Below are 23,407 nucleotides of genomic sequence, written 5' to 3' on the forward strand. Positions count from 1 at the left end.
TTTTTTATAATGAACGATTTGGCGATTCATTTGTATTTGATAATTCGTTATATTAACTTAAGTTTCAACTACTTCTGTAATTTTTACCGAATCATTGTAAAATATAAAATAGTAGATTCTCACCTTGAAATAATAGGCTATGACCCTGTAGAACTCAAAGGAGATGTAAAGCCATATGCGACAGTGAAATACTTGGGTACTACGTATAATACCAGGATTATAGCAGAGGAGGCATTTAGAGGGAGCTCTATAACAAGTATAAATATCCCCAATTCAGTTACCGAGATTGGTGGCTCTGCCTTTTCCGGTTGCAGTTTCCTGACAAGTATCACCATACCAAATTCAGTTACCGAGATTGAACGCTCAGCCTTTGAGGGTTGTAGTTCCCTGGCAAGTGTTACCATACCAAATTCAGTTACCGAGATTGAACGCTCAGCCTTTGAGGGTTGTAGTTCCCTGGCAAGTGTTACCATTCCAAATTCAGTTACCGGGATTGGAGGCTCAGCCTTTGAGGGTTGTAGTTCCCTGACAAGTGTTACCATACCAAATTCAGTTACCGGGATTGGAGGCTCAGCCTTTGAGGGTTGTAGTTCCCTGACAAGTATCACCATTCCTAATACAATTACTTACATTAGTGCCGATGCCTTTAAGGGTTGCAGTTCCCTGACAAGTATCACCATACCAAATTCAGTTACCGGGATTGGAGGCTCAGCCTTTGAGGGTTGTAGTTCCCTGACAAGTATCACCATTCCAAATTCAGTTACTGGGATTGGTGACTCTGCCTTTTCTTATTGCAGTTCCCTGACAAGTGTCACCATTCCAAATTCAGTGACTGAGATTAGAAGCTCAACCTTTTCCGGTTGCAGTTCCCTGGCAAGTGTTACCATTCCAAATTCAGTTACTGGGATTGGTGACTCTGCCTTTAAGGGTTGCAGTTCCCTGGCAAGTGTTACCATTCCAAATTCAGTTACTGGGATTGGTGACTCTGCCTTTAAGGGTTGCAGTTCCCTGACAAGTATCACCATTCCAAATTCAGTTACTGGGATTGGAGGCTCAGCCTTTTCTTATTGCAGTTCCCTGACAAGTATCACCATTCCAAATTCAGTTACTGAGATTAGAATCTTAACCTTTTCCGGTTGCAGTTCCCTGGCAAGTGTTACCATTCCAAATTCAGTTACTGGGATTGGTGACTCTGCCTTTTCTTATTGCAGTTCCCTGACAAGTGTCACTATCCCCAATTCAGTGACCGAGATTGAACAGAGTACATTTTTTAAGTGCAGCTCCTTGGTCGAGATTATAATTCCAAGTTCTGTTGTAGAAGTTTTTGAGAATTCGTTTTATGGGTGCTATATGTTGTCTGATATTTATGTAGGAGGAATACCAAGTTTAAGGCATAATATGTTTAATCCTTTACCAGATGAAGTATATGCTAATGCTGTTCTTCATGTGAAAGCTGAAAATATGGGGTCAAGCCGAAAGCACGGTGCATGAATTTTGAGAAAAGTGTTAAATTTGTGGCATGAAAACCGCAGATGCAATATGGATGTGCCTGCCCGAGGGCATGGACGAACTATTTGAAATGGTGCGCTTCGAGCGCACGGAACAGTCCTATGACATATGGCTTGACGAAAAGAAGAAACTGTCTGATGAAGACTATCGTAATCCAAATATCGTAGCGCGAGGCTATACGGATTATGTAACAATACAGGACTATCCGATGCGTGGACGGCCTGTATTTCTTCACATGCGCAAGAACAAGTGGTGGGACAGGCAGACCAACGAAATCTTCAGCTACAATCTCGAACTTCCCAACGAGGAAGGAACACGACTCAGCGCCGAGTTCGTGGCTTTTTTAAAAGACGAAGGTGGAGACGACAGCCCTGTCGATTAAACAGATAGCGCAGATGTACTGCGTCAACGGCAAACATTTTGCCGACTTGTACCGCAATAAGATAAGCGGTTACGCCGACTGGTGCGAACAGGAGCTTGGCTGTGGGTTCTATTTCAACGCCGATAATATCGGCCCTTACATGAGTCTTGATGAGACGTGTCTGAGCAACGGGGAGGTATGGACGTTCCTGACCAACAAGGACGGCCACGGAGGCAAGGGAACACTTGCGGCAGCCATTCCCGGAACAAAGAGTGACGAAATTATATCCATACTCATCGGAGCTATGGAGAAATCAATCAGACGCAGGGTCAAGGAAGTGACCTGCGATCTCTCGCCATCAATGATGCTCATAGCCGCAGAAGTGTTCTATAACGCCCATGTAGTCAACGACCGTTTTCATGTCCAACAGGTCTATAATGAGGCCGTTGACGAAATCCGCATTGACATTCGCCGACAGCTCATCGCAGAGGAAAACAACCGCAACAAGTCCGAACCGCCGGTAACGTACTCCAACGGAGAGACCATGCGCCAGATACTGGCTCGCAGCAAACACACTCTGATGATGTCGCAGAACAAATGGACTGACATACAGCGCCATCGTGTCAACATACTGTTCAAATACTATCCAATATTGAAGGCTGCATACAGCCTTGCGATGGAGCTGCGCAAGATTTTCAACGCTAAAATCTCACCGACAAAAGCCATGGGGAGGATGAACAAGTGGTATGAAAAGGTAATGGCATTGGGTAACAACAACTTCCGCTCGGTAATCAAAACATTCAAGAACCACGCCCCAACAATCCTGAACTATTTCCGTCGTCGTGCGACCAATGCCTCTGCCGAGGCATTCAACTCTAAAGTCAAAATATTTCGCTCACAAATGCGTGGTGTCCGGGACCGCGACTTCTTCATCTTCCGATTAGTCAAACTCTACGCCTAAAAATTTAACACTTCTAATTGCCCAATTTAACATATGCACCGTGCTTTCGGCTTGAGCCAAAATATGGACTGGTTCAAATCTAATTCTTGGTCTCGGTTTAAAAACATAGTAGGAGATTATAGTGGAGAATAGAACCGTTTGGATGAATAGGTTAGTCTCAATCTCAGCACTCTAAAAAGCAAAGCGAGGTCGTGAATCGGAAGTGCACGACCTCGCTTTTAAATGTTACACAGCGATAGAAGAGTAGCTTGACGGCTTGGCTGCTTATTTCTGTTCCGAGCCGTTTGAAAGCCAGAGTTTGAAGAGTTTGTCGGTAATCTCGTATGGAGTGCCACGCTTTTCAGGATCGGTTTTGCGTATCGTATTGTCCTGCACAAGTTGTTGCAGGTATGGAGAGAGGCTACCTGCCGGAGCCGATATCAGCTCACGGAGTTGAGAGAGGTTTAATGGAGAAGCTGACTTTGAGAGTGATATCAGTATTTTTTGTGAATAAGCCGGAAAACTCTCAAATCTGGCGCGGTATATAGGCGCCGATAGAGTGGCCAGTTCTTTCAGGTCGTTGTCCGGCCAGTCAGATCTGTCTATGATATCGCAGGCAATCTTTACAGAGCGTATCACCGGCGGCTGATAGGCAAGCAGGGCTGACAGGCGTTTAGCTTTTTCTTCCGGGAGATTTAATGTTTCTGACAGCGAATCCTGAGTAATGGCAGGGATATAGATGGTCCTGACACCTTCAAAAAAAGGTGCCTTATAGTCGGCCAGGGCCTCGCTGATTTTCGGGACTGCAGCGATGAGCATAGGAGCCTCCGGCTGATAGAGATAGTTTCGCAGAAGATACTGATCATCAAACGGGCTTCTGTTGAAGAAGAAGTCAAGATCGTCAATGATTACAATGCGCCGTCTGTCGCCATTTCCTTTAAGAGGCCGGGTGCCGTCATAATCAGTCCCTTCGATGGCCTTTATGATATCGTTGCTGCTGAAAAATTCTTTCCCGTCAAGCAGCTGTACTGATTCTCCCCAGCCGTTTTCCCGAAGCCGTCGGGCCAACTCAATAAGCAGAGTGGTTTTGCCCGATCCGAAACTTCCGATCAGGAACAAAGGCTGAGGTATATGGCCTACAGATTTCTCAGCCTCAATGTGGAGCATCATATGGCTGAGGGTCTGTTCGGATATATTTAACATATTATGTAGTATAGTATTACACATAGAGTGTAAATACATAGCAAATGTATAAAAAAAATTATATATAAGAAAATTTATATATAAGATTTTTTATACAACTGTCTCTCCTCTGTGGTTCCCTCTGCGGGGTGGGGTGGGAAAAGCAGCTCCTTCTGACTGCCGGGTTGGCTGTCGGAAGGAGCTGCTTTGATGGGGATATGGTGGAGGTCAGCGGAGGGGCTGACCGCTCTCCTGAGTGCGTGGTGATCAGCGGCGGCCCTGGCGTTTCTGCTGTTCGCGGAGCATCTGCTGCTGTTTGCGCTGGGCCTCTTCGAGACGGGCCATGAAACCTGATTTCTTTTTGGGCTTCTTTGCGGCCTCGGCCATTTTGGCGCGCATCTTGTCTTCGCTGACAACCTTGCGGAAGATGTAGGTCTGCACGATGGTGATCAGCAGTGACAGGAAGTAGTAGTAGCTCAGGCCGGCGGCATAGTTGTTGAAGATGAAGAGGAACATCACGGGCATCAGATACATCATCCACTTCATGCCCGGCATACCTGAAGATGCCTGGTTCTGCATGTTGATGCGGGTGTAGATGATGTTGACCACGGTCATCAGCAGACAGAAGAGGCTGATGTGGTTGCCGAATGTGCTTGAGATAAACGGAATGTTGGCCGACCACGAGATGATGGCGTCAGGGGCCGAGAGATCCTTGGCCCAGAGGAATGATTCGCCTCTCAGCTCGATGGCCGAGGGGAAGAACCAGAACATGGCCACGAGGATAGGCATCTGAAGCAGCATGGGCAGACAGCCTGAAAGCGGATTGGCTCCTGCGCGTGAGTAGAGAGCCATAGTCTCCTGCTGGCGCTTCATGGCGTTTTCGTTGCCGGGATACTTGTCATTGATGGCCTTGATTTCAGGCGCGAGCAGGCGCATACGGGCCTGTGAAATCATGCTCTTGTAGGTGAAGGGGAAGAGGATGATCTTGATGAAGATGGTCAGCAGCAGGATGATGATGCCGTAGTTGGAGATAAAGGAGCCCAGCAGCGTGAACACCGGAATGATGATCAGCGTGTTGATCCAGCGGAAGATGGGCCATCCGAGGGGTATCAGCTTGGTCAGGTGCATGTTTTCTTCGGGGAAGATCTCTTTCTCCACCGCGCTCATCACGGGGTAGGAGTTCGGGCCGAGATACATCACGAACGAGGCCGGATTGGCCGCGGCGGCTGAGTATTCGACCGTCATGTCACACTGCATGGCCTTGATGAAGTCTGGGTCATCCTTAAGCACGGTGCTCTTCAGGTTGCCGCCGCTGAAATTAGTGCGGGCCATGAGCACGGCCGAGAAGAACTGGTTCTTGCAGCTGATCCATTTCAGGCGCTGGTTGATCTCCTCGTCATCGTCCGAACCCTCGCTTAGGTTGTCGACATCGCCGTCGGTAAACATATAGTAGAGCGCCGAGTTGCGTTCCTCGAACACACGGCCGGCCTCATTGCGGCGCATCTTCTGGTGCCAGGTGAAATCCATCGAGGCCACTGACGAGGGGATGATGCTCTGCATTCCTTCCTGGATCACGTCGATGTTCACCAGATAGCCGTCGGCCGGGAGGGTATATTTGATGCCCCAGCGTGCGCCGTCACCGAGTTCGAGTTTCATCAGCACCGAAGAGTCGCTTAGCTGCACGGGTGTGAAGAAGAATTCGCTGGTCTCGAAGCGCTGTGTGGCCGAGGTCAGAGTGAAGTTGTAGATGTCGGTCTCCGGCGAGAGAAGCTCGATCTTGGTAGAGTCATAGCTGTTGTAGTCGCGGAGAGTGGCGCGTGAGATCACGCCGCCCTTGTTTGAGATCTCAAGGCTGAGATTTTTGTTTTCGAGTTTCACTGTGGTGCTGTCACCTGAAAGATGGCGGGCGAAGCCGCGGTAGCGGGCAGCCGTAGCAAGCGCCTGACGCAGATTCTTTACAGCCGGCACGCCTACGGTCAGCGGAAGGGCCGATTCGGAGCTGAGAAGGTCGGCCACGGCCACCTGACGGCCGTCGGCATCAACAGTGCCTTCGAGCTGACCCTCGGCAGTGAGGCGCAGGTCAACCTTGTCGACGCGCAGAGTCGAGGTGCCGTTGACAGTGTCAGTTGTTCCGAGCTCGCGCACGGTGCTCTTGATTGCGGCTATCTCAGCCGGGGTGATCGAGTCAAATTTCAGAGCTCCGGCGTCAGAGGCCTTTGCAGCCTCCTGAGCCTCCATCTGTTCGCGCTCGATGCGTTGGCGCTCCAGCTCTTCGGGAGAGGGGCGGTTGATGTAGGTGAATCCGAAGATGATAAGGCCCATCAGAAGGAGCCCGATTAGTGAATTTCTGTCCATTCGGTTGATTTAGAGGTGTGTTACTTATCAGTGGTCCGTTCCTCGTGATAGCTGATGGCGCTTCTGACGAAGTCCATGAACAGCGGAGAGGGCGAGAGTACGGTTGAGGAATATTCAGGGTGATACTGTGTGCCGATAAACCAGCGGTGGTCCGGAAGCTCGACAACTTCTACGAGATGGGTGGCGGGATTCTCTCCCACACACTTCATGCCTGCGGCCTCGAAGCGGGCGCGGAAGTCGTTGTTGAACTCGAAGCGGTGGCGGTGGCGCTCGCTGACTCTTGTTGCCCCGTAGGCTTTGGCTGCGCGCGAGCCTGGCTGCAGTTCGCAGTCATAGGCTCCGAGGCGCATGGTGCCTCCCATGTTGGAGATCGACTTCTGCTCTTCCATGAGGTCGATCACATTGTCGGGAGTGTGGGGCTGCATCTCGGTCGAATTGGCTTCCTTCAGGCCGAGTACGTTGCGGGCGAACTCGATCACCATGCACTGCATGCCAAGGCAGATGCCGAAGGTTGGCACATCGTGTTCACGACACCATTTCAGCGCTGTGAATTTGCCTTCTATGCCTCGCTGGCCGAATCCGGGGGCTATGATCACACCGTCGAGATCGCGCAGCTGGCTGTCGACATTCTCAGGGGTCACGCGCTCAGAGTGGATGTAGCGCAGGTCAAGAACATGGTCGGCATATGTGGCGGCCTGGAAAAGAGCCTCGTTGATCGACTTGTAGGCATCCTGAAGCTCCACGTATTTTCCAACAAGGCCTATTGTCACCTTATTCTGTGCGGTGCGCATCTTGGTCAGGAATTCCTTCCAGGGATTCATGTCGGGCTGACCCTGCGGATCGAGGTCCACCAGACGCATCACAATCTCGTCGAGATGCTGCTCGTGCATCAGCACAGGCACATCATAGATACTTTTGGCATCGATGCTCTGGATCACGGCGTCAGGCGCCACGTTGCAGAACTGGGCAATCTTCTTGCGCATCGTCGCCGGAATGTCATGCTCGGTGCGGAGCACCAGCACATCGGGCTGGATGCCGAGCTGCTGCAGCTGCTTCACCGAATGCTGTGTCGGCTTGGTTTTCAGCTCCTTGGCTGCGTTGATATAGGGCACATAGGTGAGATGCAGGCAGAGGCAGTTGTCTTCGAGTTCCCAGCGCAGCTGACGCACAGCTTCAAGGAAGGGGAGCGACTCGATGTCGCCTACCACACCGCCTATCTCGGTGATGACAAAGTCGAAGTCGCCTGTCTTGCCCAGAGCCATGACATTGCGCTTGATCTCATCGGTGATATGTGGGATGATCTGCACCGTCTTGCCAAGATAGTCGCCGCGGCGTTCCTTCTCGATCACACTCTTGTAGATGCGGCCGGTGGTCACATTGTTGGCGCGTGTAGTCTGGATATTGGTGAATCGCTCGTAGTGTCCGAGGTCGAGATCGGCCTCATGACCGTCAACGGTCACGTAGCACTCCCCATGCTCATAGGGGTTGAGAGTTCCGGGGTCGATGTTGATGTAGGGGTCGAACTTCTGGATAGTTACCCGAAATCCGCGTGCCTTCAGCAGACATGCGAGAGAGGAAGAGATTATTCCCTTGCCAAGCGACGAAACCACGCCGCCGGTGACAAAAATGTATTTAGTTTCCACGCTTTATGATGTGATAAGAGTACTTCAACTTCGCGTATAGTTTAAAATAAGGTGCAAATTTACAAAAAATCGGGGATTATTCCGTAAATTTGCCTAAACTTATAATATTGCGATGATAAAGAATTTGCTTTTTGATCTCGGCGGTGTGATCATGGATCTTGACCGCAACCGCTGTGTGGATGCTTTCAAAGGGCTCGGCATGAAAGATCCCGATGATTTTCTTGGCCTTTACGGTCAGAAAGGCGACTTTCTCGCTCTTGAATCGGGCGAGATCGGTGCCGATGAATTCCACCGCCGCATACGCCCCCTCTTCGGCAACCCGGACCTCACCGACGCGCAGATCGACGACGCCTTCAACCAATTCCTGATCGGAATTCCCGTTGACCGTCTGGAAGCGCTGCGCGCGCTCCGCAGCGACTACCGTATCTGCCTGCTTTCCAACACCAACCCCATCATGATGGAGAGCAAGATCGCCGAAGAGTTCTGCAAGGAAGGCCGCGAGATGGCCGACTATTTCGACGGCATAGTGACCTCATACGACGCCCGCTGCTGCAAGCCCGGCAAGGAGATCTTCGACTACGCCGAGCGCACCTGCGACCTCGTGCCCTCCGAGACGCTCTTCTTTGACGACTCCCAGGCCAATGTCGATGCCGCCCGCTCGTTCGGATTCCATGCAGTGCTCGTCCGTCCGGGCGATGAGTTCGCCGACCTCCTGCGCGACTTCTGTGAAAACCTCACCCCCGCTCCGGACGTTAGATAGATGCGCCCCGCCTCCTCATCACGCAAAAACAGCCTCTAAGTAAATTGTCATAGAAATGAGAATCATAACCGGAAGTGACAGATCTACCCGCCGCATAGCCGCCGTAGGCATGTATGACGGCGTACATCTCGGCCATAAGTTTCTTATCGAATACCTCAGGCTTGAAGCCGCCTCACGCGGTCTCACCCCGGCCGTCATCACCTTCTCACGCCATCCGCTCTCGCTTTTGCGGCCTCTGGAGTCGCCCGGACTGCTCACCCCGCTTGACGACCGTTTGCGTCTCCTCGGCCAGGCCGGAGCCGACGATGTCATAATGCTCACCTTCAATGACAGTCTCCGCCGCAAGACAGCCCGCGAGTTTCTCAACATGCTCAGGCTGTCATACGGCATAGAGACCCTCGTGCTCGGATTCAACAACCGTTTCGGACATGACCGCCCCGATGCTTTCGATGACTACAAGGCCCTCGGAGCCGAAATAGGCATCGAGGTGATTGCCGCACCTGAATATTGCGGTGCCGGAGCGCCGGTAAGCTCCTCCGTCATCCGTCACCATCTGCTGAGCGGAAAGCCGGAAAAAGCCGCCGAATCACTCGGCCAGCCCTATCGCCTGCGCGGCATAGTGACACACGGACAAAGCCTCGGCCGGACCATAGGCTTTCCCACAGCCAACGTCGAGCCGACCGACAAGGACTCGCTCATACCGAAAGCCGGAGTCTATGCCGCCTTCGTGACCACCCCTGACGGAGTGCGCCGTCCCGCAATGGTCAACATTGGCTTCCGCCCCACTGTCTCCGACCCTGACGCACCGGGCCGTCTATCCATTGAGGCCAACATCTTTGACTTCATCGGCTATCTCTATGATGAGGAAGTCACTGTAGAATTCATCCGCTTTCTGCGCGACGAAAAGCGCTTCCCGTCAGTAGAAAAACTCACCGAACAGCTTCGCGCCGACGCCGCCAAAGCCCGCAAAACCCTCACCCGCTCCTGATACGCGCAGAGATCCCCCGGCATCACGCCCCTTGAAATCCACATCATATTCCGTTCGTGGTGGTAAATCGGTGTCCTGCCGGACACCACATTTGTTTGAATGTTCCCCCCCGACAAACCCAATGTCCGACAGGACATTGGGTTATCATCGTCCTCCCCAAAAAAAACGCATATTATATCTGGCATCCATCCGACTATCGGTGTCCGGATGGGCCATTAGCAGAGATGTTTCGAAAACATAGCTTCTCCGGACATCACCGTCCGGATGTGCGCAACGCGTGTCTCCATCCTTCCGCTATCCGTATGTCCCAGCTTTGAATTCTCATCTTATACTTTTTTATCTCCATTCCCATATAGTTTTATATTTTTTAAAATTTGTAGACGTATAATTGTTATTTTATATATATATTTGACTATATTTGCAATGAATTGTTATATTTTGAATTGTAAAAGTTGAGTTATGAAAAAAGTTTTAGTTCTATTCGCAATCTTATGTGGATTTGTTATGTCTTCTTGCAATGAAAGCCAATTGGTCGCTCCGTGTGAAATAGATAATTCACAATATAATGATGTGCAGAAATTAGAAAAAGTATTCAAAGATTTGGAGGCACTTAATTCGGCATATCCTTCTGAAACAAGCCGTGGATGGAAACCAAAGTGGCCTAATATTCCTCGTGATTACGCGGATTTAGCTGATATGCTTGGCCAAAAATGTGGTACTGTTGTAGGGCGTTGGACAGGAGCTGCTATTGGTAGTTCTGTAGCAGGGCCTGCAGGAGCCTGTATTGGTCATGTCTGGGGTGGTGTAGCTGGAGGATATATTGGTTATGTTGCCGCATCTGCAGCAGCTAAGAGATATTTTGATTGTGCCGGTTTAGCAGTTAAAGATCCAAATTATAGATTTATATTTGATAATAATATACAGGTAGCATGTGTTATTTCGGATTGGGCTGATACTGAAATGCGAGCTATAAATGATGATATGATAGCGGTTTTTTCTGCTCCTAATACTGATGGTTTTATAGATGAAGGTCTTGATAATGAGCCTGGATGGGGATATATACCATCAATATTAAATAATGTAGAACGATGTGATTCTTTAGGATATTATCATAATAATATGATGGTAACATTTGAAAATGAAAGCGATAAATATATAAAAAATGGGGAACCAGATATTGAGAAAATATATAATTATGTTGCATCCTATATTGTAGATACAAATTTTGATATAAATCGTATATCTGAGGATATTGAGTTAAAAAATAAAGTTATAGAATTTTGTAAAGACATAGCGAATATGGCAATGTCATCATATTATTCAGGAGAAGATTATATTGATCTGCAATGTACTTATATGAAGAACATGGGATTTTCTGAAGAAGAAATTTTTGTATATAAAAATTTTGATGTTGAGATAGCATATAAATGTACTCAACTATCAGAAGAGCAGATTCATAATTATGCAGCCGAATTAAATACGATTATATTAAATTCAGATGTTACTCCTAAACAGAAAGCGGATTTGGCAATAGGAGCGCAGGCTGCTATTAACAGTGTATTATTTTGGAACCAATTTGAATAAAAATGATAGAGGGAATACTCCGGCTCATGACCTACTTTATTGCAAGTGACTCAGCCGAAAAACAGATAAAAAAGAAAATATCAAACAAATACCTGCGCTTCCTCCTGTGGCTGATAGCCGGAATGGGCATTCTGTTTCTGTTTGATTGCATTGCAGGCTTGATTAAAAGAACTCTTTAACCCATCCCCACCGACCATGCTGGAAATCATTCTTGTCTCAGTGCTTGCCATAGTCGCAACGATATTCGTAGTGTATCACATAGGATGGCGTCTGTCATCGGCCTTCGCAAAAAGGGCACTCTTTCATGTGGTATTTATAAGCACCTTCGTGGCATTTTATGTGCTGTTCGAGAATACATTGTTTGAATCGGTTGAAAGCGGATGGCTGCGTTTCGATCTATGGAGCGTGCTCGACAGATCTGATGCACCGCTCCCTAACAATATACGCGGACCCCTTCAGCCCCTATGAGCGGTTTATCCGCCCGGCAGCAAAAGCCACATAAAAAACTATCTTTGGGCAGCGGATTCCGGGACCGTTCGTGGTGGTAAATCGGTGTCCTTGACTGGACACCACATTTGTTTGAATGTTCCCTCCCCCGACACCTATGCGCAATGCGCTGCGGTGTCGGGGGCTATGAGTAAATCGGTGTCCTGCCGGACACCCGATAGCCACGGATCATCCGGATCCGCCTTGTCGGGCACCTACCGATAGTGGATCCGGTCTTGCCGGCCATCGCCATGTACGGACTATCGGGGGGCGCTTTGTCGGGTACATGCTGATTGCGTAGCCATCTGGAATCCGCTTTTTCAGACGTGTTGCCGCCTGCGGATCTGTCAGGCCATGTTGCGCGTGCTGAGACCGGATGGGCGTCCGGAGGACGCAGATTTACTCATAGCCCGTGACACCGCAGCGCAAAGCGCGCAGGTGTCACGGGCTTGTGATCCCCCTGCATATGGTGTCCGGCAGGACACCGGTTTACCGCCCGGCCGGATATGAAAAAAGCTGTCTCCCGACAGCTTCAATTCATTTAATAAGTAAGTCGTAAAAATTAATTTATACTAAGCCGCATGGACAAAATTGATATTGAGTTCAGATCCAAGCGCAGCCAACGCACGGTTAGTTGCATAGAGCAGGGATTCTGTGGAGCAATAATCCGCAGGTCTGAGCCATTTGCCCTTGAGGATTCTCCAGAGCGTCTCGGCGATATTCAAATGTGGACTGTACGGTGGAAGGAAAAAGAGATACAACCCACGTTTCTCCCATATTGGACGGAGTTCCCGCATGAGTTTGCATCTGTGGACGCTTGCATTGTCAAGGACAACAAAAGTGTTTTTACGGATACGGAGAGAAAATCGGTCAAGAAAGTCGGCAACCTTGTCAGCGGTCATATTCTCAGTTGTGGAGAATCCTTCATATCGATTGTTGCGGTCTATCATGCCGAAAATATTGAGTCTCAGACCTCTTTCAGATGGGATATAGACATCTTCACCTCGGAACTGCCATCCGTATGGCACATATCCCTCGGTGCAGATGTGGCTTTCATCTCCATAATAAATGTCGATGAGACAATCTTTTTCCTGTTGTACGAGTTCTTGCAGCTTCTCGGTCTTATACGCATAGAGCTGCGGCGAGGGTTTCCCCTTTGGACGTTTTCTTATACGTCTATATCCCGCGCCAAGGCGGATAAAAAAGCCCTGAAGGTACTCTCGGAGGCTTCTTTCCCTGAAGCCTGCTGCCATGCCTCTTTCGCTTTCTTCACGCTCTGCCTGTCGTTCTCTATGGCTTTGCGTACCGACTCTTCGTCCGAGCAGTCCATTATTGGCTTCCGACCCCGTCCGGGACGTGTTTCCAGTCCTTTGATTCCTTCGGCCTCGAAGCGTTTCACCCAGGAATTGACTGATATATGGGTCATGTCGGTCTGTTCTCCAACCTGTTCCGAAGTCAGGCCGGTGGATTTCAGAAGCACTGCGCGACAGCGCATGCGGTATGCGTGGCTCTTGCCTTGGCGAAAGCCTTCCTCTAATTGCAGACGTTGTTGGTCTGTCAGTTGTATAACTTTGATTTTTGCGATAGCGTTGTGTCTTTATGTGTTTACACAAAGATACGCAAAAAAATTGATATAAACTAATTTTCAACATCTACTTAAACCAATCATTATCACATTTCTTGCAATGGAAAGTAATTTTACCATGTACTTATACAACGCATGGCTTCCTGAATGGTTCACTAAAATTAAAAAATTTTTTTATTTCTTTCTGATCAGCGTCAGACCGTCGCGCAGAGGCAGAATCACGGTTTCGAGATCCTCTCTTGACGCCACATAACTGTTGAAACGATCCAAAGCCACGGTCTGGGCATCGTGATTCGTCTCGGTGTCAGTCACTTTGCCGTCCCATAGAGTGTTGTCGGCAATGATGAATCCTCCCTGGCGCAGGCGGGGAAGCACCGCATCGAGATACTCCGTGTATCGGCGCTTGTTGGCATCGATATAGATCAGATCCCATGTCTCGTCGATCTTGCCTGCAATCTCCTCCGCATCGCCAATGTGGAGCGTGATCCTCTCGCCGCCCGGAGCCGATTCGAAAAGCTCCGTCAGCTCCTCTTCCATCTCATCGTCAATCTCTATGGTGTGCAGCTGTCCGTCAGGCTTCAGCCCCTCCGCAAGGCAGAGAGCCGAATAGCCCGTATAGGCACCCAGTTCCAGAATGCGCCGTGGGCCTACCATAGCCGAGATCATGGCCAGCAGACGCCCCTGGAGATGCCCGGAGCACATGCGCGGATAGAGATGGCGCAGATGGGTGCGGCGGTAGAGCCGGCGCAGATGGTCGGGTTCGGGAGAGATATGGCTGAGGATATAATCGTCTAAAGTTTCTGCCATGACAAGCCTCTTATTTTACGTGGCCCATCACGAATGCCTGGGCGGCAAGGAAATATGAATTGAGGCCGAAACCGGTGATGGTTCCGCAACACACCGGCGCAATCAGCGACTTGTGGCGGATGGTCTCGCGCGAGGCTGTGTTTGAGATATGCACCTCGATCACAGGAGTCTGTATGCCGGCTATCGCATCGGCGATGGCGAGCGACGTGTGGGTATAGGCACCGGCGTTGAGGATAACCCCGTCGGCATCGGTATTATGCAGGAAATCAATGATATCTCCCTCGTGGTTCGACTGGAGATATTCAATTTCGTCGCCGTCAAGCATCTCGCGCAGTTCCACGAGATAGGATTCGAAAGTGCGCGATCCGTAGATCTTGGGCTCGCGTGTGCCCAGGAGATTGAGATTCGGACCGTTGATGATAAGCAGTTTCATATGGTTGGGGGTATATTTTTTCAGATGGTTTTTAACTGGTGTTTTTAACAACCTCTAAATCAGACTCTTCACGCCGCCGCTAATCCCGGATTCATGACCAAAGCCCAGACGGCCGCGCTTGAAAGCGCCATGAGCAGCAGTAGAATCCAGCTCACATAAGGCCGCGTCTGATAAGCGCTCCAGGCAAGCCATGCGGAGAGAAGCATGTAGAACGGATAGATCCACACGAAAGTCTTCACCGTCTCCTCGCCTGCGGGGAGATTGGCTACGAGGACCGGAAACGAAAATGCCGGCAGCAGAAACACTATGATCAGCATCGTCATCCACAGAGGTGGTCTTTGCTTGGCAGGACTCATGGGCTAAATGATTTGGATTCTGATTTATATATAATATATGTAATAGGTATTGTCTCTGATACGGCAGTCGGCCGCCATAGGGCTTGGAGGATGTTTATCAGGCTCTTAATCCACCTTCTTCTTTCGCTGCTTCTGAGCCTCTTTTTCAGTGAGATAGGCTCTGACAGTGCGCCTGATGCCCTCTTCAAGGTCGATCTGTGGCGAGAAACCGAAATCGCGCTGCGCATCGGAGATGTCACACGCCCAGTTGCGCTGGGCCATGATGTTATACTTGTCTGAATTCAGCGTCACAGCCTGCATCTTGGCCGCACCGTATTTCTCAGACACCGCGCAGGCTATTTTCAGCGCCCACAGCGGCAGTCTGACAGGCACCACCAGGCGCCGTCCGAGCTCCCTGGCCACTATTCTGCGGAATTCCTTCTGCGAATAAGCCCGCGGCTCGGAGATGATGTATTTGCGGTGGACGGGAGCATTTTCAAGCGCATCGAAAACCGCACGCGCCAGATCCTCCACATAGATGAACGTCAGCATCTGACGGCGGAAGCCCACGCCGAAATCAAAGTGGGCGTCGATGCTCTTGATCATCATGAGATAGTCCTGCTCATGAGGACCGTAGACACCCGTAGGACGCAGTATGATCCACGGAAACTCAGCCGGGAGAGTCTGCAGCAGCGTCTCGGCCTTGATTTTCGACAGCCCGTAGCGAGTGTTGGGCTGAGGAATCATCGAGTTGGTCAGCGGACTGTAGGTCTTCTCATCGCCCGGACCGATGGCCGACAGCGATGACATGTAGAGAAACTTCGCCGGATGCTGGTTGTTATTGATCATCGCCTCGCAGAAGTTGCGCAGATACACGTAGTTGATCTGGTTGAAATCGCTGAAATTGACACACTTCGTGGCTCCGAGGTTGTAGACCACATAGTCCCACTGTCCATCCTTGAGCTGATCGGTCAGTTTCTGCGGATCGTCATAATCCAGAGTGATGAACTTGAGTGCCGGATCGGTCAGATAGCGGCGCGAGGTGCTTTCGCGCACACCGCACCAGGTCTCATAGCCTCTCGAAAGAGCCTCGCGGGCTATGAATCCGCCGATAAAACCTCCGGCTCCGACTATCAGTACTTTCATATCTTCAGAAGGTGTGAATTAAGAGGTTGTTTTTAAACAATCTCTAAAAGCCTATTAATCAATTATTTCCGAGAAGAGATCGATATATTTGCGGGCTATCACCTGTGAGGCGAACCGCTCGCCTACCGAATCGTGAAGCTCCTTGCGCGGAATGTCGGCTTTCAGCGCCCACATTATGCCCTGCGCCACATCCTCCACATCCTTATGGCGCGCTATGTAGCCGTTTTTAAGATGCTCCACCACATCCGTGCGGCCGTCGCCGCCAAATGTCACCGGAATCGCGCCCCCGGCCTGGCCCTCCACCAGAGTTCCGCCGAGAGTCTCGTAGAGCGAGGTCGACAGCATCACCTTGGCGCTGGCGCAGAGATAGCGTATGATCTTGAAGTCGTTGATCATTCCGAGCCACTGGTGCGAGAAGCGCAGACGGTCAAGAGCCTCTTGGTTTTTAAGCTGTCCGAAAAAGTAGACGGCCGTTGTCGAGGCAATCTCCGGATAGTTGTCGAATATATGGTTCAGAGCGTCTATCGCATAGTCGAGACCCTTGATTGGATCATCGAGACGCGCGGCTCCGAAGAGGATGATGTTCGGCTTGTCGGGTGTGAACAGTGTGTAGAGCGACCTGTCGCGTTCGTAGTAAAACTGTTCGATAGGGAAGGGGTTGTGGATAGTCCTTATGCTGTGGCTGCGGAGTAGCGACGAACTGCGCGCGCACTCCTCAAGCCAGTGGCTCACCGTCACGTAGCTTATGGGCACATCGCCCAGCAGGCGGTGTTTCTTTCCCCAGCACTTGTGCGAGAGATCGCCCGGACTGCCGCCTCCGGACAGAAACTGGCAGTCGCCACATTCCTTCCGGTAGTGGTCGCAGTCATAGGCATGATGGCAGATGCCGGTCATGGCCCACATGTCATGGAGCGTCCACACTATCTTTTTTCCGGCTTCATGCAGCTTGCGTATGCCTCTGACTCCCATAAGCCCCTGGTTTATCCAGTTGAGGCAGACAATATCGGCCTCCTTTACCCAGGGATGGTGGTGGACATTGAGGGCGAATGACCCGGTCGACACTTTGAACAGACGGCTGTAGTCGAAACCTACGGCCGGAAGAATTCTCAGCCGTTCGAGGCAAAAAGCCATTGAGCGCAGGAAGCGTGTGTATATGCAGTCCACGCTCTGTTCCTGCGAGGTCTTGGTGTAGACCACCATTCTCGCGTCCACACCCTGGTCGCGCAGGGCCTGCAGAAGTCTGAACGTGACAATCGCGGCCCCACCGAGAGTGTCGGAGTGATTCACGAGCACCACCTTCTTTCCTCTCAGGTTGTCAGGCAGTCTATATTCTGAGCCGTTGGTCTGTGTCATTTTTTCTTTGCGGTAGTTGCGTTCCCGCCGGCATCCTTGCCTGCGCGGGCAGCCTGGAAATTAATCTGGTTTCCGACATTGATCAGGGTGATGTTTTTGTCGTTCAGACGGGCCTTCAGGTAGTTCTCAAACTCGCGCTGCTTGTCGGCTGACATCTGACGGCTGTATTTCACCAGAGCCATGCTCACGGTGTCGAGCTTCTCTGTCGATACGTTGCCGAACACCGCACGGCTGACAGCTATCTCCTCCACTTGCGGAAACACCACCTTGATCTCCGGAGCTATCCGCCCGGCAATCGTGTCGTTGATCCGCGCGAAGGCTATGACGCTTCTCAGTGAGTCGATGGTCTGCTGCTGCGACGTGAGCGATGTGCGGGCAAACTCATAGATGTCGCTCATGCTCGGCAGTCCGTTTTTGAGTTCCGACAGGTCGGGCGAGTCACCCTGTATGATGTTCAGGCGTGCTCCTTCCAGCCCGTAGTTCTTAAGCTGTGCTGACATGGCCAGCTGCAGCGAGTCGGCTGGAAGCACCTTGCCTATCAGTGTCACTGTGATTACCCTCTCGCCATGTTCTATGACCGCACTTTTGCTCAGCACCTGGGTCGAGGGGAAGTTGAACTGCTGGGCTATGAAGCGGTCGGCATTGGTCGAGAATCTCGACTGGCGCAGCATGTTGTAGGTCAGATAGAGCGAAGGGAGTAGTGTGAGGATAGCCACGGTGTAGACAATCCGGCGCACCTTGCGGGAGCGTTCCGGATTTCCGGAGACCGCCGGATGGTAGTGCATCAGCTTCACGCCTATAAACGTGGCCAGGCCTATGTAAATCGAGTTGATCAGAAACAGATAGAATGCGCCGAGGAAATAGTTGAGCTGCAGGGTGGCCAGACCGTAGCCTGCGGTGCAGAGCGGTGGCATGAGGGCGGTGGCTATCGCCACGCCGGGAATCACGTTGCCCTTTGACTTCGAGCCTATGGCCACTATGCCTGCCCCGCCGCCGAAAAATCCTATCAGCACGTCATAGATCGTCGGCGATGTGCGCGCCAGCAGTTCGCTGTGGCCCTCGCTCACAGGCGAGATGATGAAATAGATTGTCGACGTCAGCACACTGAACATTGCCGCCATCACCAGATTGCGCAGCGCCCGTTTCAGCAGTTCGAAATCCTGCACTCCTACTCCCAGGCCTATGCCGATGATGGGCCCCATCAGCGGCGAGATGAGCATGGCGCCGATGATCACGGCCGTCGAATTGGTGTTCAGGCCAAGCGAGGCGATGAAGATGGCGAGAATAAGGATAAGCATGTTGGTCCCCTTGAAGGAGACTCCCTCGCGGATAGCGCTTTCAGCCTCTTCCTGCGGCAGCAGATCGTCGGTGAGCGTGAAGTAGTTGACCAGATATTTCTTGAGTGACGGCATTTGGATGGCGTGTGTGTCTTGCTCAGGCGGGCTTCTTGCGGAACTGGGCTCTCACTTCGTCGACCACGTTGATGATATAGTCGCCGATCTTTTCGAGCGAGCCGATGATGTCCATGTAATAGATGCCGGCCTGATATTCGTAGTGGTGGTTGTTGATATTTTCAACGTTTGCCACACGCAACTGGTTGCGCATGTTGTTGATTTCGCGCTCCTGATTGTAAGAGGTGATGATGTCGGCCTGCTCGGCGGTCTCGAAGTTGCGCAGCAGAAGCATCATGTTGGTCATGGCGGCCTCTACGGCTATGAACATCGAGTCTATGTTGCGCGAGATCTCGTCGTTGAAATTCACATGCCCCTCCTGCTTGCGTATCAGAATCCTGGCCACTCCGTAACAGCAGTCGGCTATGCTCTCTATCTCGCTGACTATGCGCAGCATGGCGGCGATGCGGTGCTTGCCCTCGTTTGAAAGCCTGCCTTCCGAACAGCGGTTCAGATAGTTGGCTATCTCGATCTCCATGCGGTCAGAGATCTCCTCATACTTCTCTATGCGGGAGAACTGCTTGGTGAACTCGTTGCCCGAATTGTTGTGGACAATGTTCTGCGCCATCCCGATCATGCGCTGTACTCTCTGGGCGTAGACCACTATCTCCTTCTCTGCCTGGGCTATGTTGAGTTCCGAGGCACTCATCAGACCTCCGGCAATAAACTTGAGCTGGAATTCCTCTTCCTCCTTGTGTTTGGCGGGCAGCAGTTTCTCCACTACTGTCACATAGAATCCTGTCAGCCAGATCATGATGGCACCGTTGATAAGATTGAACACCGTGTGGAACATCGACAACCCGAACGACACGCTGAACTGCATCTGGGCTATCTTGGCGAGCACCGGATGTCCCGCCGGCAGACTGCCGTCGAAAATGCTGTTGTAGAGTTGCGGATCCGTGGCCTCAAGATCATTCACATAGTTGAAGATGCTGTCAGGATCACCCTGGCCGAGCCACTCGGTGATGTGCACGTTGAGTCTGACGAAGGGGTAGAACACAGCAAGAGTCCACACTATGCCGAAGAGGTTGAAAAGCAGGTGGCCCATAGCCGTGCGCTTGGCTGCCACGTTGCCGCTCATCGATGCAAGCAGCGGTGTGATCGTAGTGCCTATATTGCTACCGAGCACAACCGCACAGGCCAGATCAAAGGAGATCCACCCCTTGGTACACATGATCAGCACTATGGCAAAAGTTGCCGCCGATGACTGGATAACAGCCGTGATGATCATGCCCACGAACATAAACAGAAGCACCGAGGCGAAGCCCATCGACGCATAGCGTTCGAGGAAGGCAAACATTTCTGGATTGCTCTGCAGGTCAGGTACATAATCGCTGATCATGTCCAGGCCCATGAACATCAGGGCGAAGCCTATAAGAAATTCGCCGATTGACTTCTTGCGGCTGGCGTTGGCGAAGAGCAACGGAACCGCGCAGGCAATCAGCGGAAGTATAAATGCGGAAGTATCTACCTTGAATCCGAACAGTGAGATGATCCAGGCCGTGAACGTGGTGCCGACATTGGCACCGAATATGACAGCCATAGACTGTCCCAGTGTCATGAGGCCGGCGTTGACGAAGCTGACCACCATCACCGTCGAGGCCGACGAGCTCTGGATAAGAGCAGTGATCACTATACCGGTAAGCATTCCGGTAAACCGGTTTCGGGTCATTGCCGAAAGTATTGTACGAAGCCGGTCACCGGCAGCCTTCTGGAGGCCTTCACTCATCACCTTCATTCCATACAGGAACATGGCGACTGATCCTAAAAGACACAGGAGGTCAAGGAAGCTGTAACTCATGTAACGGGTTATAAATGTGTGAAAAGTCGGAGAAACGGTCCTCCATTCGGACACGGCTTTCTCCGACTGCAAATTTATAAAGAAATTTTTGAATTTTTTACAGAGCTGCTTTCATTTTTGCCACCATATCGGCATATTCCTCATCGCTCAGATAAACTTCGCCGGGATTCATGCGGAAAGTGCCGCCGTAGTCAGGGCCGTCGACATACTTCGGAGCCAGATGGAAGTGCAGATGCGAGAGCTTGTCGCTGTAGGCGCCGTAGTTGATCTTTTCGGGGTGAAACACCTTGTCCATCGCACGGGTCACGCGGGTGACATCTTTCATGAACGCATTGCGCTCCTCGTCGCTCAGCTCAAACAGATCGTTGACATGGTCTTTATAGGCCACAAGGCAGCGGCCGCGGTAGGTCTGCTCCTTGAACAGAAAGACTCTCGACACTTCAAGAGTGGCGATTTCGATCATCAGATTGTGAAGAGTCTCGTTATTGGTGCAATAGAGACAGTCTTTAGGATCACTTTTCATAAAGCGGATATTTTTTCAGGTTAATAGATTTCGTGGATTAGGTATTGATATCTTCGGTAAGTGACTCTGAGATTTTGAAGAGTTACCTAATCACAAAATTAGTCATAATAATCCGAACCCGCAAACCTCCCTGACAATCCTCCCGCCTCAGTTCAGGCTCAGGTGTTCCCTGTACTGCCGCGGGCTCTCACCCGTCAGCCGCTTGAACAAGCGGGTGAAATGCTGCGGATACTGGAAGCCAAGATCATAGGCTATGACACTGATGTCCTCTGCCGATGCCGCCAGACGCTGTTTGGCCACAGCCACAATATGGCGTGAGATCATCTCCTGGGCTGTATTGCCCGTCTCCTTTTTCACCAGATCGCCGAAATAGCCAGGAGTCAGACTAACCAGATCCGCGAAATAGGCCACCGAAGGCACTGCATCGCGCCGCTCCTCGCTTTCGAAATAAGCCTTCAGTTCCCTCTCAAAGCGCTTCACTATGTCCGAATTCACCTTATGGCGCACTATGAACTGCCGGTCATAGAACCGGTGGAGATACTCAAGCAGCAGCTGTATGTTGGCCGAAAGCAGTGCCGCCGAATGATGGTCCACCGGATGCTCCAGCTCTTTCCTGATCTTATCCAGACAGTCAAGGAAAATATTGCGCTCGTCCTGCGAAAGATGCAGTGCCTCCATCTGCGAATAGTCAAAGAAACCGAATTCACCTATCTTGTCGCCCAGCGGAGTCCCGTAGATCAGATCAGGGTGAAACATCAGCCCCACCACATCCGGAGCAAGCACCTCGCGCTTCATCTCCACATCGATCACCTGGCCCGGAGAGAAGCTCACCACCGTGCCCTCCTGATAGTCATAATGCTTGCGACCGTAGCGCAGCGAACACTCAACCCCGTTCTTCAGAAACAGAGCATAGACGCCATATTTGATCCTGATATTATTCACCACCTGTTTGGCCTCTTTCAGGTCAATGACAGTCACCAGCGGGTGCAGTGTGGTAAGCCCGTAAAGCTTGTTGTAGGCATCGATCGAATCCAGATTCACAATATTCTTTTCCATAAGGCAAATATAATCACAATTTCCGTCCCGTCACCCAACCGTCCGTAATATTGGTAAGTAAGTCCCCGAAAAAGGTCATCCGTCCTCTGCTCGGCAGAGATAAACTTGGTCATTTTGCAGAAACTTAATACCTTTGTCGCGGAATTTCATCATCAGAAACTCCCGCATGAAAAAGCTTCTAAGAATCTAAATTGGAATAAACAATGTCAACTTATACCGTTGAAGATCCCCGCAAGGTGACCACACGCCGCCTTATCGAAATGAAAGCAAAAGGCGAAAAAATCGCCATGCTCACATCCTATGACTACTCAATGGCCCGTCTCGTCGATGAAGCCGGAATGGACGCAATACTTATAGGCGACTCCGCAGCCAACGTAATGGCCGGCTACGGAACAACCCTCCCAATCACCCTCGACCAGATGATCTATCACGCCCAGTGCGTCACCCGCGGTGTGAAGCGCGCCCTCGTGGTCTGCGACATGCCCTTCGGCACCTACCAGGGCAATTCCACTCAGGCTCTTGCGTCTGCCATACGCATCATGAAGGAAAGCAACGCCGAAGCCGTAAAGCTTGAAGGAGGCGAAGAGATCATCGAATCCATCCGCCGCATCATCTCGGCAGGAATCCCAGTAATGGGCCACCTCGGACTCACACCCCAGAGCATCAACAAATTCGGAACTTACAACGTCCGCGCGCGCGAGGAATCCGAAGCCCGTAAACTCATAGCTGATGCCCGCCTCCTCGAAGAAGCCGGCTGCTTCGCTATCGTACTTGAAAAAATACCGGCAGCTCTCGCCACCGAAGTTTCCGGCAGCCTCACCATTCCCACCATCGGCATCGGTGCCGGCAACGGATGTGACGGCCAGGTACTCGTACTCCAGGACATGCTGGGAATCAACAAAGGCTTCACCCCCCGCTTTCTCCGCCGCTACGCCGACCTCGGCACAGTAATTGAAGACGCCATCGGCAACTACATCTCCGATGTCAAAAGCTCAGACTTCCCCAACGAGAAAGAACAATACTAAGAGGTTGTTTTTTAACAACGATCTAAGCTCCTGCCGGGATTTCATCCGGCACCGTAAATAAAAGTAAAATGGAAATATGACAGA

General features: G+C 51.0%; 21 protein-coding genes and 2 pseudogenes. 9 read left to right on the forward strand and 14 right to left on the reverse strand.

Annotation, left to right across the window (positions count from 1 at the left end; translation table 11 throughout):
• Positions 1-9: 9 nt before the first annotated feature.
• The 3 genes from E7745_RS03355 to E7745_RS03365 are packed head-to-tail and all read left to right on the forward strand — an operon-like array spanning position 10 to position 2,831.
• Positions 10-1,491 carry a leucine-rich repeat domain-containing protein gene (locus E7745_RS03355; protein WP_136408304.1) on the forward strand — a complete coding sequence of 494 codons (1,482 nt, stop codon included), beginning with the start codon at positions 10-12 and terminating at the stop codon, positions 1,489-1,491.
• Between the two features lie 28 nt (positions 1,492-1,519).
• Positions 1,520-1,891: a transposase family protein gene (locus E7745_RS03360; protein WP_107037111.1), complete on the forward strand. Its 372-nt coding sequence runs from the start codon at positions 1,520-1,522 to the stop codon at positions 1,889-1,891.
• A complete protein-coding gene (locus tag E7745_RS03365) occupies positions 1,866-2,831 on the forward strand; it encodes a transposase (protein WP_240740261.1) in 966 nt (321 codons plus the stop codon). Before E7745_RS03360 ends, E7745_RS03365 begins: the two co-directional genes overlap by 26 nt.
• 264 nt (positions 2,832-3,095) lie before the next feature.
• Here E7745_RS03365 and E7745_RS03370 read toward each other — a convergent pair whose 3' ends face one another.
• The 3 genes from E7745_RS03370 to E7745_RS03380 form a co-directional block, all read right to left on the reverse strand.
• The gene (locus E7745_RS03370) at positions 3,096-4,013 is read right to left on the reverse strand and encodes an ATP-binding protein (RefSeq protein ID WP_168181976.1); all 918 of its coding nucleotides are present in this window, start codon (positions 4,011-4,013) and stop codon (positions 3,096-3,098) included.
• A 246-nt stretch (positions 4,014-4,259) separates the two neighbouring features.
• Positions 4,260-6,347 carry a membrane protein insertase YidC gene (gene yidC, locus E7745_RS03375; RefSeq protein WP_136408305.1) on the reverse strand — a complete coding sequence of 696 codons (2,088 nt, stop codon included), beginning with the start codon at positions 6,345-6,347 and terminating at the stop codon, positions 4,260-4,262.
• 20 nt (positions 6,348-6,367) lie between these two features.
• On the reverse strand, positions 6,368-7,990 hold the full coding sequence (locus E7745_RS03380) for a CTP synthase (protein ID WP_123399595.1): 1,623 nt from the start codon (positions 7,988-7,990) through the stop codon (positions 6,368-6,370).
• A gap of 112 nt (positions 7,991-8,102) precedes the next feature.
• On the opposite strand from E7745_RS03380, the gene E7745_RS03385 reads away from it, so the two are divergent.
• The 5 genes from E7745_RS03385 (at position 8,103) to E7745_RS03400 (ending at position 11,790) form a co-directional block, all read left to right on the forward strand.
• Complete coding sequence (locus E7745_RS03385) at positions 8,103-8,750, forward strand: HAD family phosphatase (protein WP_136408306.1); 648 nt, start codon at positions 8,103-8,105, stop codon at positions 8,748-8,750.
• Positions 8,751-8,805: 55 nt separating this feature from the next.
• Complete coding sequence (gene ribF / locus E7745_RS03390; RefSeq protein ID WP_136408307.1) at positions 8,806-9,738, forward strand: riboflavin biosynthesis protein RibF; 933 nt, start codon at positions 8,806-8,808, stop codon at positions 9,736-9,738.
• Between the two features lie 459 nt (positions 9,739-10,197).
• Positions 10,198-11,322, forward strand: a complete 1,125-nt coding sequence (locus E7745_RS03395) for a glycine zipper family protein (protein WP_136408308.1) — start codon at positions 10,198-10,200, stop codon at positions 11,320-11,322.
• 2 nt (positions 11,323-11,324) lie between these two features.
• Complete coding sequence (locus tag E7745_RS14770; RefSeq protein ID WP_168181978.1) at positions 11,325-11,501, forward strand: hypothetical protein; 177 nt, start codon at positions 11,325-11,327, stop codon at positions 11,499-11,501.
• A gap of 16 nt (positions 11,502-11,517) precedes the next feature.
• Positions 11,518-11,790 (forward strand): hypothetical protein, encoded by a 273-nt coding sequence (locus E7745_RS03400; RefSeq protein WP_107033211.1) that lies wholly within the window; start codon positions 11,518-11,520, stop codon positions 11,788-11,790.
• A 590-nt stretch (positions 11,791-12,380) separates the two neighbouring features.
• On the opposite strand, the pseudogene E7745_RS03405 reads toward E7745_RS03400, so the two are convergent.
• From E7745_RS03405 to E7745_RS03455, 11 genes and pseudogenes are all read right to left on the reverse strand, one after another.
• Positions 12,381-13,145: pseudogene (locus tag E7745_RS03405) on the reverse strand (IS630 family transposase); the annotation flags it as partial.
• Positions 13,067-13,303, reverse strand: a pseudogene (locus E7745_RS15000) (helix-turn-helix domain-containing protein); the annotation flags it as partial. The pseudogenes E7745_RS03405 and E7745_RS15000, both read right to left, overlap by 79 nt.
• A gap of 264 nt (positions 13,304-13,567) precedes the next feature.
• Positions 13,568-14,200 (reverse strand): O-methyltransferase, encoded by a 633-nt coding sequence (locus E7745_RS03415; RefSeq protein WP_123399589.1) that lies wholly within the window; start codon positions 14,198-14,200, stop codon positions 13,568-13,570.
• A 10-nt stretch (positions 14,201-14,210) separates the two neighbouring features.
• Complete coding sequence (locus E7745_RS03420; RefSeq protein WP_123399587.1) at positions 14,211-14,633, reverse strand: type II 3-dehydroquinate dehydratase; 423 nt, start codon at positions 14,631-14,633, stop codon at positions 14,211-14,213.
• Positions 14,634-14,701: 68 nt separating this feature from the next.
• Positions 14,702-14,989: a hypothetical protein gene (locus E7745_RS03425; protein ID WP_124075952.1), complete on the reverse strand. Its 288-nt coding sequence runs from the start codon at positions 14,987-14,989 to the stop codon at positions 14,702-14,704.
• A gap of 105 nt (positions 14,990-15,094) precedes the next feature.
• Positions 15,095-16,114, reverse strand: coding sequence for an NAD(P)-dependent oxidoreductase (locus E7745_RS03430; protein WP_124075953.1), 1,020 nt, complete (start codon positions 16,112-16,114; stop codon positions 15,095-15,097).
• 54 nt (positions 16,115-16,168) lie between these two features.
• On the reverse strand, positions 16,169-17,467 hold the full coding sequence (locus E7745_RS03435) for a glycosyltransferase (protein ID WP_123399585.1): 1,299 nt from the start codon (positions 17,465-17,467) through the stop codon (positions 16,169-16,171).
• Positions 17,464-18,879 (reverse strand): TIGR00341 family protein, encoded by a 1,416-nt coding sequence (locus E7745_RS03440; RefSeq protein ID WP_123399583.1) that lies wholly within the window; start codon positions 18,877-18,879, stop codon positions 17,464-17,466. The genes E7745_RS03435 and E7745_RS03440 overlap by 4 nt, the downstream gene beginning before the upstream one ends.
• Before the next feature lie 22 nt (positions 18,880-18,901).
• A complete protein-coding gene (locus E7745_RS03445; RefSeq protein ID WP_136408309.1) occupies positions 18,902-20,719 on the reverse strand; it encodes a Na/Pi cotransporter family protein in 1,818 nt (605 codons plus the stop codon).
• A gap of 97 nt (positions 20,720-20,816) precedes the next feature.
• Positions 20,817-21,242, reverse strand: a complete 426-nt coding sequence (locus E7745_RS03450; protein ID WP_107033204.1) for an HIT family protein — start codon at positions 21,240-21,242, stop codon at positions 20,817-20,819.
• A 147-nt stretch (positions 21,243-21,389) separates the two neighbouring features.
• Positions 21,390-22,298, reverse strand: a complete 909-nt coding sequence (locus E7745_RS03455) for an AraC family transcriptional regulator (RefSeq protein WP_107033203.1) — start codon at positions 22,296-22,298, stop codon at positions 21,390-21,392.
• A gap of 203 nt (positions 22,299-22,501) precedes the next feature.
• On the opposite strand from E7745_RS03455, the gene panB reads away from it, so the two are divergent.
• Positions 22,502-23,323, forward strand: a complete 822-nt coding sequence (gene panB, locus E7745_RS03460) for a 3-methyl-2-oxobutanoate hydroxymethyltransferase (RefSeq protein WP_124075955.1) — start codon at positions 22,502-22,504, stop codon at positions 23,321-23,323.
• Positions 23,324-23,407: the final 84 nt, after the last annotated feature.

It is taken from the genome of Duncaniella sp. C9 (assembly GCF_004803935.1).
Taxonomy (GTDB): Bacteria; Bacteroidota; Bacteroidia; order Bacteroidales; family Muribaculaceae; genus Duncaniella; species Duncaniella muris.

Coding starts and splice junctions, on each gene's coding strand:
- E7745_RS03355 (WP_136408304.1), top strand. CDS start 10: ATGAACGATTTGGCGATTCATTTGTATTTGATAATTCGTTATATTAAC.
- E7745_RS03360 (WP_107037111.1), top strand. CDS start 1,520: ATGAAAACCGCAGATGCAATATGGATGTGCCTGCCCGAGGGCATGGAC.
- E7745_RS03370 (WP_168181976.1), bottom strand. CDS start 4,013: ATGTTAAATATATCCGAACAGACCCTCAGCCATATGATGCTCCACATT.
- yidC (WP_136408305.1), bottom strand. CDS start 6,347: ATGGACAGAAATTCACTAATCGGGCTCCTTCTGATGGGCCTTATCATC.
- E7745_RS03385 (WP_136408306.1), top strand. CDS start 8,103: ATGATAAAGAATTTGCTTTTTGATCTCGGCGGTGTGATCATGGATCTT.
- ribF (WP_136408307.1), top strand. CDS start 8,806: ATGAGAATCATAACCGGAAGTGACAGATCTACCCGCCGCATAGCCGCC.
- E7745_RS03395 (WP_136408308.1), top strand. CDS start 10,198: ATGAAAAAAGTTTTAGTTCTATTCGCAATCTTATGTGGATTTGTTATG.
- E7745_RS14770 (WP_168181978.1), top strand. CDS start 11,325: ATGATAGAGGGAATACTCCGGCTCATGACCTACTTTATTGCAAGTGAC.
- E7745_RS03400 (WP_107033211.1), top strand. CDS start 11,518: ATGCTGGAAATCATTCTTGTCTCAGTGCTTGCCATAGTCGCAACGATA.
- E7745_RS03415 (WP_123399589.1), bottom strand. CDS start 14,200: ATGGCAGAAACTTTAGACGATTATATCCTCAGCCATATCTCTCCCGAA.
- E7745_RS03420 (WP_123399587.1), bottom strand. CDS start 14,633: ATGAAACTGCTTATCATCAACGGTCCGAATCTCAATCTCCTGGGCACA.
- E7745_RS03425 (WP_124075952.1), bottom strand. CDS start 14,989: ATGAGTCCTGCCAAGCAAAGACCACCTCTGTGGATGACGATGCTGATC.
- E7745_RS03430 (WP_124075953.1), bottom strand. CDS start 16,114: ATGAAAGTACTGATAGTCGGAGCCGGAGGTTTTATCGGCGGATTCATA.
- E7745_RS03435 (WP_123399585.1), bottom strand. CDS start 17,467: ATGACACAGACCAACGGCTCAGAATATAGACTGCCTGACAACCTGAGA.
- E7745_RS03440 (WP_123399583.1), bottom strand. CDS start 18,879: ATGCCGTCACTCAAGAAATATCTGGTCAACTACTTCACGCTCACCGAC.
- E7745_RS03445 (WP_136408309.1), bottom strand. CDS start 20,719: ATGAGTTACAGCTTCCTTGACCTCCTGTGTCTTTTAGGATCAGTCGCC.
- E7745_RS03450 (WP_107033204.1), bottom strand. CDS start 21,242: ATGAAAAGTGATCCTAAAGACTGTCTCTATTGCACCAATAACGAGACT.
- E7745_RS03455 (WP_107033203.1), bottom strand. CDS start 22,298: ATGGAAAAGAATATTGTGAATCTGGATTCGATCGATGCCTACAACAAG.
- panB (WP_124075955.1), top strand. CDS start 22,502: ATGTCAACTTATACCGTTGAAGATCCCCGCAAGGTGACCACACGCCGC.